Genomic DNA, 13277 nt, shown 5'->3' with positions numbered 1-13277 from the left:
GCGGACACATCCAACGGCAAGTGCTTGTGCCGCAAGGCATTCAAGATGTTGGCCCGGGCCTTGCTAAATGAAGGTCGAACGAATCTGACACTCCGATCACGTCGGGGCACCGAGGGGAAACCATGCAAAAAGTTCAACAACGACTGATCGGAATGGCTGCCGTGGCGCTTGCGTCGCTGCTGCCGTTCAGCGCGCATGCGCTTTCCACCTGGACCGCGGGCTCTTGCGTCAGCAACTGCAGCGAGACCGGCGACGCGGCGCCCAACGTCAGCTACGCCGCCTACTCGGCCGTGATCAACCAAACCAGCGGCGGCGCGTATTCCAGCACTGGCGGTTTCGCGCAGAGCACGTTGGCGTACTACAGCGGCAGCGGTTTTGGCGTCACGGCGCCGGGCGGTGACTCGCAGTCGCCCAACCATGCGTTGGACAATTTCGGCTACCAGGACCTGATCCTGTTGAAGTTCGACTCCGCCGTGAACCTGACCCAGCTGAAGCTGGGCTGGTGGCAATACGACAGCGACATCACCGTGCTGGCCTACACCGGCAACACGAGTGGCGGCGACGCAGCGAGCACCATCGCAGGCAAGACGGCAGCGAACCTGAAGTCGGCCAACGGCTGGTCGCTGGTGAACAGCTATGCGGATGTCGGCAGTGCCAATTCGCTCAACCTGAACACGAGCCTCACCTCCAGCTGGTGGATCATCACCGCCTACAACTCGCAGTTGGGCGGCGCGGCGACGGGCAACGACGGCAGCACCAGCGGGCTGACCCGTGGCACGGGCACCACCAGCTACAACGGCTATGACTTCGTCAAGCTGTTCTCCGTCTCGGGCAACAAGGCGCCCGGCGGCGGCAGCAACAACGGCAACGTCCCGGAACCGGCCTCGCTGGCTCTGGCCTCAGTCGCCCTGCTCGGCCTGGTCGGCGTGCGCCGCCGCAAGCAATCTCAAAGCTGAGCCTCCCTGCTCCGCGAAAGGCGACCGATGGGTCGCCTTTCTTTTTGCCGAAGCGCAGCCCACCCAACGAGCACCCAAAGAAAAACGCCCGATGCAAATGCACCGGGCGTTTTCATCTCACATCGTCCTCGGTCGCAAAACCGTTGAAGGACGGTGATGGTGGGGGGCGGTGAGGCGTGAGGTTTTGGCGCTTGCCGCCAAGGCCTCATGCCTCGGCGACCAACGCCCGGACCTCCGCAGTCCAACAAGCGCCCCCGAAGATCAGCTCCGCAGCGCGCGCTTGCGCTCGTTTTCCGACAGGTGGCGCTTACGCAGCCGCACCGACTTCGGCGTGATTTCCACCAGCTCGTCGTCCTCGATGAATTCAACGCCGTATTCCAGCGTCAGGTCGATCGGCGGCGTCACCTTGATGGCGTCTTCCTTGCCGCTGACGCGGAAGTTGGTCAGCTGCTTGGTGCGGGTCGCGTTGACGATCAGGTCGTTGTCGCGGTTGTGGATGCCGACGATCATGCCTTCGTAGACCGGATCGTTCGGCTTCACGAACATGCGGCCGCGGTCGTCGAGCTTGCCCAGCGCATAGGTGAAGATTTCACCCGCGTCCATCGAGATCAGCACGCCGTTCTTGCGACCGGCGATGTCGCCCTTGTGGGGTTCGTAGCCGTCGAAGATGTTGGAGATCAGGCCCGAGCCGCGCGTCAGGTTCAGGAACTCGTTCGAAAAGCCGATCAGGCCGCGGGCGGGGATGCGGTACTCGAGGCGCACGCGGCCACGGCCGTCCGGCTCCATGTTGACCAGTTCGCCCTTGCGCTCGCCCAGCGCCTGCATGACGCCGCCCTGATGGGTTTCTTCCACGTCGGCAGTGACCAGCTCGATCGGCTCGCACTTCACGCCGTCGATGTCCTGGAACACCACGCGCGGCTTCGACACCGCCAGCTCGTAGCCTTCGCGGCGCATGTTTTCCAGCAGGATGGTCAGGTGCAGTTCGCCGCGGCCCATCACTTCGAAGATGCCATCTTCGTCGGTCTCGCTCACGCGCAGCGCGACGTTGGCTTGCAGTTCCTTCTGCAGGCGGTCCCAGATCTGGCGGCTGGTGACGAACTTGCCTTCACGGCCCGCCAGCGGCGAGGTGTTGACGCAGAAGTTCATCGTCAGCGTCGGCTCGTCGACCTTGAGCATCGGCAGCGGGGCCGGGTTGCTCGGGCTGGTGACGGTCACGCCGATGCCGATCTCTTCGATGCCGTTGATCAGCACGATGTCGCCGGGACCCGCCTCGGTGGCCTGCACGCGGTCCAGCCCCTGGAAGGTCAGCACCTGGTTGATACGGCCCTTGGTGGCCTTGCCGTCCGGACCTTCCATGACGACCACGTCCATCGACGGCTTGATCGTGCCCTGGCTGATGCGGCCCACGCCGATGCGGCCGACGAAGGTCGAGAAGTCCAGCGCGGAGATCTGCAGCTGCAGCGGCGCATCCGGATCACCCTTCTGCGCCGGCACGTGCTTGAGCACGGTGTTGAACAGGGCGGACATGTCCTCGCCCCACTTCTCGCCCGGTGCGCCCTCTTCCAGCGACGACCAGCCGTTGATGCCCGAGGCGTACACGACCGGGAAGTCCAGCTGTTCGTCGGTGGCGCCGAGCTTGTCGAACAGGTCGAACGCGGCGTTGATGACGGCGTCCGGCTTGGCGCCCGGCTTGTCGACCTTGTTCACGACGACGATGGGCTTGAGGCCCAGCGCCAGCGCCTTCTTGGTCACGAAGCGCGTCTGCGGCATCGGGCCTTCCTGCGCGTCGATCAGCAGCACCACGCCGTCGACCATCGACAGCGCGCGCTCGACTTCACCGCCGAAGTCCGCGTGTCCCGGGGTGTCGACGATGTTGATGTGCGTGCCTTCCCAGCTGACCGCGCAGTTCTTCGCCAGGATGGTGATGCCGCGCTCGCGTTCGATGGCGTTGTTGTCCATCACGGTGTCGACGACCTTTTCGTGCTCGGCAAAGGTGCCGCTCTGGCGAAGGAGCTGGTCCACCATGGTGGTCTTGCCATGGTCGACGTGGGCGATGATGGCGATGTTGCGGATTTGCTTGCTCATGGGGCGGCTTTCGCTAGGGGCTTTCTCTGGATTCGGAGGAAGTCGGGGAACTCGGGATGTCTCGGATCTTTTAGGCGATGCGGGCTCAGGCGGCCTGCATCAGCATGGAAGCGATTTCGGTCGGGCTCAGCAGCCGGTCGGCGATCAGCTCGCCGCCGGCCACGTGGGCGCTGCCCAGGAAGGCGCGCGGCGCCTGGCCGTACACCCGCACCTGCGGCATGTCCGTCAGCGTCACGCGTCGGCGCATGCCGGACAGGAAACGGCCGGCCTCGTCGTTGCTCAGCTCGACCTCGGGCCATTCGCCCAGCAGGCTGTCCGGCGCGGTCAGCAGCGACAGGCGGGCATCTTCGTCCAGCGCCTCGATCTGTTCCAGCGTCACCGCCCGTTCGATCGACACCGGACCGCTCGCCGTCCGGCGCAGGCCGGCCAGGTGCGCGCCGCAGCCCAGCTTGGCGCCGATGTCCTCGCCCAGCGTGCGGATGTAGGTGCCCTTGGTGCAGCGCACGTCGATCACGAGCAGCAGCTCGGCAGGTTGCCAGTCGACGATGTCCAGCGCATGAATGGTCACATTGCGCGGCTGCCGTTCGACGGTCACGCCTTCGCGGGCGAGCTCGTACAGCGCGCGACCCTGATGCTTGAGCGCCGAATACATCGGCGGCAGCTGCGAGATCGCGCCGCGGAAGCTTTCGCAGGCGGCGCGGATCGCGTCGAGGTCCAGCGACTTCGCGACCTCGTCGCGCTGCTCGACGATCTCGCCCTCGCCGTCGCCGGTCGTGGTCGTGATGCCCAGGCGCAAGGTGGCGCGGTAGCCCTTGTCGGCCTCCAGCGAGACCTGGCTGAACTTGGTCGCCGCGCCGAAGGTCAGCGGCAGCAGCCCGGTCGCCAGCGGATCCAGCGTGCCGGTATGACCGGCCTTCTCGGCGCGCAGCAGGCGCTTGACCTTCTGCAATGCGTCATTGCTGGTCAGGCCAATCGGCTTGTCCAGCATCAGCACGCCATGCACGGCGCGCTTCACGATCTTGGGGCGGGGGGCTACTGCGCTCATCACAACGCGGCGGCCCTCTCGGGACGCCGTCTTTCTGGCTCGGAGGACCTCAGTCCTCGGTGGTCTCGTCGTCCTTGGCTCGGGACAGGTTCGCTTTGCTGATCAGCGCGCTCATCTCGGCGGCGCGCTCGATCGTGCGGTCGAAATGGAAATGCAGGCTCGGCACGGTGTGGATCTGCAGCCGCTTGAACAGGCCGTTGCGCAGGAATCCCGCCGCCTCGTTCAGCGCCGCGCCGGTCGCTTCCGGATCGCCGACCAGCAGCGAGAAGTAGACCTTCGCGTGCGCGTAGTCGGGCGTGACCTCCACCGCGTTGATCGTCACCATGCCGACGCGCGGGTCCTTGAGGTCCCGGATCAGCTCGGCCAGGTCGCGCTGGATCTGGTCCGCCACGCGCAGACCGCGGTTGGGGATAGATCGCTTGTGACGCATGGCTCTTTCCTCACTCTCTCAAACAACAAAGCCCGGCGGTGCGAACCGCCGGGCATGAAGCTGCGGCAGGCTGGTTTACAGCGTGCGCGCCACTTCCTTGATTTCGAAGACTTCCAGCTGGTCGCCTTCCTTGATATCGCTGTAGTTCTTCAGCTTGATACCGCACTCGAAGCCTTCGCGGACTTCCTTGACATCGTCCTTCAGGCGCTTGAGCGACTCGATCTCGCCGGTGTAGACCACGACGTTGTCGCGCAGCAGGCGGAAGCGCGCGTTGCGCGTCACGTGACCGCTGGTGATCATCGAACCGGCGATGGTGCCGATCTTGGTCGCCACGAACACGGTGCGGATCTCGGCGGTACCGATGATCTCCTCGCGCTGCTCCGGCGCCAGCATGCCAGCCATCGCCGCCTTCACCTCATCCACGGCGTCGTAGATGATGTTGTAGTAGCGCAGGTCGACGTCGTTGTGCTCGGCCACCTTGCGCGCGCCGGCATCGGCACGCACGTTGAAGCCGATCACGACGGCCTTGGAGGCGATCGCCAGGTTGATGTCGGACTCGCTGATGGCACCCACCGCGGCGTGCACGATCTGCACCTTGACCTCGTCGGTCGACAGCTTGAGCAGCGAGGAGGCCAGCGCTTCCTGCGAACCCTGCACGTCGGCCTTGATGATCAGCGGCAGCGTCTGCACGTCGCCGGCCGTCATGTCGGCGAACATGTTCTCCAGCTTGGCGGCCTGCTGGCGGGCCAGCTTGACGTCGCGGTACTTGCCGGCGCGGAACGTCGCGATTTCACGGGCGCGGCGTTCGTCGCCCAGCACCATGAACTCGTCACCGGCGCGCGGGACTTCCGTCAGACCCTGGATCTCGACCGGGATCGACGGACCGGCTTCGGCGGCAGCCTTGCCGTCCTCGTCCAGCATGGCGCGGACGCGACCGTAGGTCGAACCGGCCAGCACCACGTCGCCACGCTTGAGCGTGCCCGACTGCACCAGCACCGTCGCGACCGGGCCGCGGCCCTTGTCCAGCTTGGCTTCGATGACCAGACCCTTGGCCATCGAATCCTTCGCGGCCTTCAGTTCCAGCACTTCGGCCTGCAGCAGCACCTGCTCCAGCAGATCGTCGATGCCCTGGCCGGTCTTGGCCGACACCGGGACGAACGGCGACTCGCCGCCGAACTCTTCCGGCACGACCTGCTCGGCCACCAGCTCGCTCTTCACGCGCTCGGCGTTGGCATCGGGCTTGTCGATCTTGTTCATCGCGACCACGATCGGCACACCGGCCGCCTTCGCGTGGTGGATGGCTTCCTTGGTCTGCGGCATCACGCCGTCATCGGCGGCCACGACCAGGATGACGATGTCCGTCGCCTGTGCACCGCGGGCGCGCATGGCCGTGAAGGCCTCGTGACCCGGGGTGTCGAGGAAGGTGATCATGCCGCGCGGCGTGTCGACGTGATAAGCGCCGATGTGCTGCGTGATGCCGCCGGCTTCGCCCGCCGCCACGCGGGCGCGGCGGATGCTGTCCAGCAGCGAGGTCTTGCCGTGGTCGACGTGACCCATGACGGTGACGACCGGCGCACGGGGCAGCAGCTCGTGCTGGCCTTCGGCGGCGGCGCCCTCTTCCTCGAGGAACGCGTCCGGATCGTCCAGCTTGGCCGCGAAGGCCTTGTGGCCCATTTCCTCGACCAGGATCATGGCCGTCTCTTGGTCCAGCTGCTGGTTGATGGTGACCATCTGACCCAGCTTCATCAGCTGCTTGATGACCTCGGAGGCCTTCACCGACATCTTGTGCGCCAGATCGGCGACCGAGATGGTTTCGGGGACGTGGACTTCCTGGGTCACCGGCTCGTTCGGCGCCTGGAAATTGGACTGCGAGGCGCCGCGATCGTCGCGACCGCCACGGCGGCCCGACGGACCGCCACGGCCCGGCGCGCGCCAACCCGTGCCGCCGCCAGGACGGGCCGGACCATCGGTGCGGCCGCCACCCGGCTTGCCGGCGACGCCACGCTTCTTGGCGTCATCGGCCCAGCTGGACGACAGCTTCTCGGACTTGACCGACTTCTTGTCGCCGGGCTTCGCGCCTGCGGCGGCGGTCGTGCCGGCGGCGCCAGGAGCACCACCCGGCTTCTTGTGGATCGTGCCCTTGATGCCGGCAGCCGGCGTGGCTTCGGGCTTGGGCTCTTCCTTCTTCGCGACCAGCACCTTCTTGGGTGCATTCATCATCGCGCGGATGGCGGCAGCCTCGGCTTCGGCGGCCTTGCGGCGGCGCTCCAGCTCGACCTGGCGCGCCTTCTCGTCGGCGGCGACGTCGGCGGCCTTCACCACGCGCAGCACGGGCTTCGCGGGTTCGACCGGAGCCGGTGCCGGAGCAGCGGCCACGGGAGCCGGCGCCGGTGCGGGCGCGGCAGCAGCCGCGGCCTTCTCGGCCGCCTTGTCGGCGGCCTTCTCGGCCTTGGACTTGGCGGCGTCGGCGATCTTGCGCGCTTCGGCGTCGGCGGCGGCCTTGGCCGCGGCTTCGGCGGCGGCCTGTTCAGCCGCTTCGCGCGCGGCGCGCTCTTCCTCGCGACGCTTCTCTTCGGCTTCGCGCGCGGCGCGCTCGGCGTCCTCGCGCTCACGCACCTTGCGGGCGAGTTCCTCTTCCTGCTGGCGAAGCGCCTCGGCCTGCGCCTGCACTTCTTCCTCGCGGCGCTTCAGCTCGGCTTCCTCGGCGGCGGCGGCGGTGGCGTCATCGACACCGTCCTCGCGCTTGACGAAGACGCGCTTCTTGCGCACCTCGACCTGGATCGTGCGAGCCTTGCCCGAGGCATCGGCCTGCTTGATCTCGCTGGTCGACTTGCGGGTCAGCGTGATCTTCTTGCGCTCGGCGCCGCCGGCGGTCCCGTGCGCAGTGCGCAGGTGATCCAGCAGACGTTCCTTGTCGCTTTCGTTCAAGGTGTCCTCGGCGGACGCCTTCTTGACGCCCGCAGCTTGGAGCTGCTCCAGCAACGTGGTCGCAGGCCTGTTGAGCTCTGCGGCCAGCTGGGCGACGGTGGTCACGGCCATTGTTGAAATCCTTAAATCTTGTGTGGGGCGGAGCGGTCTGGTTTCGCTTGAAGTCGCTTCAGAGCGTGTCTGCTCGGGCGTTATGCGTTGAACCAGTGCTCGCGCGCCTTCATGATCAAAGCGCGTGCCGCTGCCTCGTCCAGGGACGAAATCTCGACCAATTCGTCAACGGCCAGGTCTGCCAGGTCGTCACGGGTATGGATGTCGCCGGCCGCCAGCTTGGCGATCAGCTCGGGGGTCACGCCGTCCAGGTCGCGCAGGTCCTGGGAGACCTCCTCGACCTTTTCCTCGCGGGCGATTTCCATCGTCAGCAGGGCGTCCTTGGCGCGGGTGCGCAGCTCGTTGACGGTCTCTTCGTCGAAGGACTCGATCTCGAGCATCTCCTGCATCGGGACGTAGGCGACTTCTTCCAGCGAGGCGAACCCTTCGGCGATCAGGATGTCGGCGACTTCCTCATCCACGTCCAGCTTCTCGACGAACAGCTTGCGCACCCCGTCGGATTCCTCGGCCTGCTTGGCCGCGGATTCCTCGGCGGTCATGATGTTGATCTTCCAGCCGGTCAGCTCCGAGGCCAGACGCACGTTCTGGCCGCCGCGACCGATCGCGATCGCGAGGTTCTCCTCGTCGACGACGACGTCCATCGCGTGGCGCTCCTCGTCCACGACGATCGACTGCACGTTCGCCGGCGCCAGCGCGCCGATCACGAACTGCGCCGGATCCTCCGACCACAGCACGATGTCCACGCGTTCGCCGGCCAGCTCGTTGGTCACGCCGTTGACGCGAGAACCGCGCACGCCGACGCAGGTACCGATCGGGTCGACGCGCTTGTCGTACGAGACGACGGCGATCTTGGCGCGGCTGCCAGCATCGCGGGCGGCGTTCTTGATCTCGAGCAGGCCCTGCTCGATCTCCGGCACTTCCTGCGCGAAGAGTTCCTTCATGAACTCGCCGGAGGAGCGCGACAGCATGATCTGCGGACCGCGCTGCGTCGGGTCGATGCCCAGGATCACCGCGCGGACGCGGTCGCCGGTGCGCAGGTTTTCCTTCGGGATCATCTCGTTGCGCTTGAGGCGGCCCTCGACGCGGCCGGACTCGGCAATGATGTCGCCCTTGTCCAGGCGCTTGACCGTGCCGACGAAGATGCGCTCGCCGCGCGACATGAAGTCGTTCAGCAGCTGCTCGCGTTCGGCGTCGCGGATCTTCTGCAGGATGACCTGCTTGGCGGCCTGGGCACCGATGCGGCCGATCGGCACGGACTCGACGCCTTCCTCGATGTGGTCGTCGACTTCGATGTCGGCGATCTGCTCCTGCGCTTCGAACAGCAGGATCTCGGAATCGGGGTTCTGCAGACCGGCCTCGTTGGGCACGACGTGCCAACGGCGGAAGGTCTCATACTCGCCGGTGTCGCGATCGATGGCCACGCGGATGTCGACCTCGCCGCCATACAACTTCTTGGTGGCCGAAGCCAGTGCCGCCTCAACGGCGCCGAACACCACATCGCGCTCCACGCTCTTCTCGCGCGAGATGGCGTCCACCAGCATCAACAGTTCGCGGTTCATTGATCGAGACCTCCGTCAACCTTGTCATCCGTCTGCCGGGACTTGGCATTGCTCTTCTTCTTCGACGCCTTGGGCTTCGCAGCCGCTCCGTCAGCAGATTCCGATCCGGGCGCCAAGCCCGTGTTCTTTTTCGCCGCGTCATCCGCGGCAGCGCCGCCCGCCGGCTTCGGCGGGCGACCCTTGAAAACGATCTCCGGCACCAGCTTGGCCGAGCGCACTTCGTCCAGCGCGAAGTCCAGCACCTGCTCGGTCTTGCCGTCCATGAAGATCACGCGCCAGGCGGTGTTCTGCGCCAGCGCGTTCCAGTCGTCCTGCGCCACGCCTTCGGCCGCGACCAGGACACCCCGGTACTTCTTGCGACCCTGGAAAGCCTCGCGCAATGTGATTTCCACTTCGTGACCGCGGAACCGGGCGTAGTCGCCGGCATTGTTCAGCGGACGGTCCAGGCCGGGGGTCGACACTTCCAGGCGCGTGTAGTCGACTTCCTCGACTTCCATCACGTAGCGCAACTGGCGCGTGACGCGCTCGCAGTCCTCGACGTTGACCGGCTGCTCCGGCTCCTGACCGTTCACGAGCGCCTTGTCGATGTACACGCGCAGCAAGCCCCCGGCGCTGCGTTCGCAGCCCACCACCTCGTAACCGAGTCCGGTCACGGTTTTTTCAACAACGGCTTGCCAGCTCAAATTCATCGACGAAAGTATTTGCCCTGTGACAGGCACGTAGGTACAGCCAAAAAAAATGGGCTGGATGAATCCGCCCACCGTTCACTTTTTCAGCGAAGCTAGAAGTGTACTATGCAAACAGCGTGCCGACAAGGCTGCGTCATCCTTCACGGCATGACGTGCGAGAATCCCTGCCTTCCTTGAATCTATGAATACCAGGAGCAGACATGGGATTTCTCGCCGGCAAGCGACTGCTGATCACGGGCGTGCTGTCCAACCGTTCGATCGCCTACGGCATCGCCAAGGCCTGCCACCGCGAGGGCGCTGAACTGGCCTTCAGCTACCAGGGCGAGCGCTTCAAGGATCGCATCACCGAATTCGCCGCCGAATTCGACTCCAAACTGGTGTTCGACTGCGACGTGAGCGACGACGCCCAGATCGATCGCCTGTTCGCGGACCTCGGCCAGCACTGGCCGGAATTCGACGGTTTCGTCCATTCGATCGGATTCGCGCCGCGCGAGGCGATCGCCGGTGAATTCCTGGACGGCATGACGCGCGAGAACTTCCGCATCGCGCACGACATTTCGGCGTACAGCTTCCCGGCGATGGCCAAGGCCGCCCAGCCGCGCCTGCGCGCGGGCTCGGCACTGCTGACGCTGTCCTATCTGGGGGCGGACCGCTTCGTTCCCAACTACAACACGATGGGCCTGGCCAAGGCCTCGCTGGAAGCCAGCGTGCGCTACCTGGCCTACGGCCTGGGCGGCAAGGGCATCCGCGTGAACGGCATCTCCGCCGGTCCGATCAAGACGCTGGCCGCCTCGGGCATCAAGGACTTCGGCAAGCTGCTCAAGCAGTTCGCCGACAGCGCCGCCATCAAGCGCAACGTCACGATCGAGGACGTCGGCAACACGGCCGCCTTCCTGCTGTCGGACCTGGCGGGCGGAATCAGCTCGGAGATCGTCTACGTGGACGGCGGGTTCAGCCACGGGGCGATGGCCGGCACGGAGTGAATCTCCCAACCCTATGAAAACAGGCCCCGAGGGGCCTGTTTCTTTTGGGATTACTTCTTGGTGTCGATCACGCAGTCCACGTAGTAGCGCGTCACGCCGTCCTCTCCCTTTTCCGCCACCAGTCCGTGGACGTCGGTGGCGAAGCCCGGGAACTTGGCGTTGAAGTCTCTGGTGAACTTCAGGTAGTCCACGATCCGCTTGTTGAAGCGCTCGCCCGGGATCAGCAGCGGGATGCCCGGGGGATACGGCGTCAGCAATGCGGTGGTGACGCGGCCTTCCAGCTTGTCGATCTCGACGCGCTCCGTCTTGCGATGCGCGATGTGCGCATACGCATCCGACGGCTTCATCGCCGGCTCCAGCTCGGACAGGTAGACCTCGGTCGTCAGGCGCGCGATGTCGCCCGACGCATAGGCCTCGTGCACGCTCTGGCTCAAATCGCGCAGGCCCATGCGCTCATAGCGCGGGAACGCCGCCACGAAGTCCGGCAGGATGCGCCAGATCGGCGCGTTGCGGTCGTAGTCGTCCTTGAACTGCTGCAGCGCGGTCAGCAGCGTGTTCCAGCGGCCCTTGGTGATGCCGATGGTGAACATGATGAAGAACGAGTACAGCCCCGTCTTCTCCACCACCACGCCGTGCTCGGCCAGGAACTTGGTGACGATGCTGGCCGGGATGCCGGTCTTGGCGAACTTGCCGCTCATGTCCAGCCCCGGCGTGATGACCGTGGACTTGATCGGATCCAGCATGTTGAAGCCGGCCTCGATCGGCCCGAAGCCGTGCCACTTCTCGTTGGCCTTGAGCATCCAGTCGGCCGCCTTGCCGATGCCGTCGTTGGCGAGCTTGTCCGGCCCCCAGACCTTGAACCACCAGTCCTTGCCGTAGTCCTTCTCGACCTTGCGCATCGCGCGGCGGAAGTCCAGCGCCTCGCTGATGGATTCCTCCACCAGGGCCGTGCCGCCCGGGGGCTCCATCATCGCGGCCGCGACGTCGCAGCTGGCGATGATCGAGTACTGCGGGCTGGTCGAGGTGTGCATCAGGTACGCCTCGTTGAACAGGTGCTTGTCCAGCTTCACGTTCTGCGAGTCCTGCACCAGCACCTGCGAGGCCTGCGAGATGCCCGCCAGCAGCTTGTGCGTCGACTGCGTGGCGTAGACCATCGCGGTCTTCGGACGCGGACGGTGCTTGCCCATCGCGTGGTACGAGCCGTAGAAGTTGTGGAACGCCGCGTGCGGCAGCCACGCCTCGTCGAAGTGCAGCGTGTCGATCCAGCCGTCCAGCTTCGACTTGATGGTCTCGGTGTTGTAGAGCACGCCGTCGTAGGTGCTCTGCGTCAGCGTCATGATCCGCGGCTTGGCCTTCTTCGCGTCCACGCCCTTGAGCAGCGGATTCTTGGCGATCTTCTTGCGGATGGTCTCGGGCGAGAACTCGCTCTCCGGGATCGGGCCGATGATGCCGTAGTGGTTGCGCGTGGGCGTCATGAAGACCGGCACCGCGCCGGTCATGATGATGCTGTGCAGGATGGACTTGTGGCAGTTGCGGTCCACGACCACGATGTCGCCCGGCGCCACCGTGTGGTGCCAGACCATCTTGTTGGACGTCGACGTGCCGTTGGTGACGAAGAAGCAGTGGTCCGCATTGAAGATGCGGGCGGCGTTCTTCTCGCTCTCGGCGACCGGACCGGTGTGGTCCAGCAGCTGGCCGAGTTCCTCGACGGCATTGCACACGTCGGCGCGCAGCATGTTCTCGCCGAAGAATTGGTGGAACATCTGTCCGACCGGGCTCTTCAGGAAGGCCACGCCGCCGGAGTGCCCCGGGCAGTGCCACGAGTACGACCCATCCTGCGCGTAGGCCATCAGCGCCTTGAAGAACGGCGGCGCCAGACCGTCGAGGTAGCTCCTCGATTCACGGATGATGTGACGCGCCACGAATTCCGGCGTGTCCTCGAACATGTGGATGAAGCCGTGCAGTTCACGCAGCACGTCGTTGGGCAGATGCTGCGAGGTCCGCGTCTCGCCGTACACGTAGATGGGGATGTCCGCATTCTTGAAGCGGATCTCCTGGATGAACTTGCGCAGGTTCAGGACGGCCGGGTCGAGTTCCGCGCCGTCGCCGTTGCCGGAGAACTCCTCGTCGTCGATCGACAGGATGAAGGCGCTGGCACGGCTCTGCTGCTGCGCGAACTGGCTCAGGTCGCCGTAGCTCGTGACGCCCAGGACTTCGAAGCCCTCCTTCTGGATGGCCTCCGCGAGCGCGCGGATGCCCAAACCCGAGGTGTTCTCGGAGCGATAGTCCTCGTCGATGATGACGATGGGAAAGCGGAAACGCGGCGTCATGGAGGCCTCCGGATCGGGGCAGGTCAAACAAGAAAGGCGCGAAGTGTAGGGCTACAGCCGTGTCACGCAAGTGTTGATCGGGGGTTGTCGCAGAAACAGAACGGCCATGCCGCCGGCCACCCGCCGACCACCCGCCAACGGGCCGTCGATCACCCCTCGCC

The 13277-nt window shown here is 65.5% G+C and carries 9 protein-coding genes; 2 read left to right on the top strand and 7 right to left on the bottom strand.

Going from position 1 to position 13277, the window contains the following annotated elements:
• Positions 1 to 122 precede the first annotated feature (122 nt).
• Positions 123 to 956, top strand: a complete 834-nt coding sequence (xdp1, locus tag AC07PR_RS08455) for an exosortase-dependent surface protein XDP1 (protein ID WP_377153494.1) — start codon at positions 123 to 125, stop codon at positions 954 to 956.
• A gap of 261 nt (positions 957 to 1217) precedes the next feature.
• Here the strand turns inward: xdp1 and typA are convergent, their stop codons facing one another.
• The 6 genes from typA to rimP form a co-directional block, all read right to left on the bottom strand.
• Positions 1218 to 3041 (bottom strand): translational GTPase TypA, encoded by a 1824-nt coding sequence (typA, locus tag AC07PR_RS08450; RefSeq protein ID WP_297528746.1) that lies wholly within the window; start codon positions 3039 to 3041, stop codon positions 1218 to 1220.
• Between the two features lie 85 nt (positions 3042 to 3126).
• Positions 3127 to 4086 carry a tRNA pseudouridine(55) synthase TruB gene (gene truB / locus AC07PR_RS08445; protein ID WP_495135008.1) on the bottom strand — a complete coding sequence of 320 codons (960 nt, stop codon included), beginning with the start codon at positions 4084 to 4086 and terminating at the stop codon, positions 3127 to 3129.
• A gap of 49 nt (positions 4087 to 4135) precedes the next feature.
• Positions 4136 to 4516 (bottom strand): 30S ribosome-binding factor RbfA, encoded by a 381-nt coding sequence (gene rbfA / locus AC07PR_RS08440; protein WP_377153491.1) that lies wholly within the window; start codon positions 4514 to 4516, stop codon positions 4136 to 4138.
• 75 nt (positions 4517 to 4591) lie between these two features.
• The gene (gene infB / locus AC07PR_RS08435) at positions 4592 to 7555 is read right to left on the bottom strand and encodes a translation initiation factor IF-2 (protein WP_377153489.1); all 2964 of its coding nucleotides are present in this window, start codon (positions 7553 to 7555) and stop codon (positions 4592 to 4594) included.
• Between the two features lie 80 nt (positions 7556 to 7635).
• Entirely contained in the window at positions 7636 to 9114 is a 1479-nt protein-coding gene (nusA, locus tag AC07PR_RS08430; protein WP_377153487.1) for a transcription termination factor NusA, read from the bottom strand.
• Positions 9111 to 9875, bottom strand: coding sequence for a ribosome maturation factor RimP (gene rimP, locus AC07PR_RS08425; RefSeq protein WP_483107056.1), 765 nt, complete (start codon positions 9873 to 9875; stop codon positions 9111 to 9113). The genes nusA and rimP overlap by 4 nt, the downstream gene beginning before the upstream one ends.
• 128 nt (positions 9876 to 10003) lie before the next feature.
• On the opposite strand from rimP, the gene fabI reads away from it, so the two are divergent.
• A complete protein-coding gene (gene fabI / locus AC07PR_RS08420) occupies positions 10004 to 10786 on the top strand; it encodes an enoyl-ACP reductase FabI (protein WP_377153483.1) in 783 nt (260 codons plus the stop codon).
• 50 nt (positions 10787 to 10836) lie between these two features.
• On the opposite strand, the gene AC07PR_RS08415 is transcribed toward fabI, so the two are convergent.
• Positions 10837 to 13116, bottom strand: a complete 2280-nt coding sequence (locus AC07PR_RS08415) for an Orn/Lys/Arg family decarboxylase (protein ID WP_377153481.1) — start codon at positions 13114 to 13116, stop codon at positions 10837 to 10839.
• Positions 13117 to 13277 lie beyond the last annotated feature (161 nt).

The sequence above is a fragment of the Roseateles sp. GW821-FHT09H11 genome (assembly GCF_059415845.1).
This window is presented reverse-complemented; position numbering and strand designations above follow the sequence as displayed.

What these genes read in the sequence shown, in the direction of transcription:
- nusA (WP_377153487.1), bottom strand. Translation starts at nt 9,114, where the DNA reads ATGAACCGCGAACTGTTGATGCTGGTGGACGCCATCTCGCGCGAGAAG.
- infB (WP_377153489.1), bottom strand. Translation starts at nt 7,555, where the DNA reads ATGGCCGTGACCACCGTCGCCCAGCTGGCCGCAGAGCTCAACAGGCCT.
- truB (WP_495135008.1), bottom strand. Translation starts at nt 4,086, where the DNA reads ATGAGCGCAGTAGCCCCCCGCCCCAAGATCGTGAAGCGCGCCGTGCAT.
- xdp1 (WP_377153494.1), top strand. Translation starts at nt 123, where the DNA reads ATGCAAAAAGTTCAACAACGACTGATCGGAATGGCTGCCGTGGCGCTT.
- AC07PR_RS08415 (WP_377153481.1), bottom strand. Translation starts at nt 13,116, where the DNA reads ATGACGCCGCGTTTCCGCTTTCCCATCGTCATCATCGACGAGGACTAT.
- fabI (WP_377153483.1), top strand. Translation starts at nt 10,004, where the DNA reads ATGGGATTTCTCGCCGGCAAGCGACTGCTGATCACGGGCGTGCTGTCC.
- rbfA (WP_377153491.1), bottom strand. Translation starts at nt 4,516, where the DNA reads ATGCGTCACAAGCGATCTATCCCCAACCGCGGTCTGCGCGTGGCGGAC.
- typA (WP_297528746.1), bottom strand. Translation starts at nt 3,041, where the DNA reads ATGAGCAAGCAAATCCGCAACATCGCCATCATCGCCCACGTCGACCAT.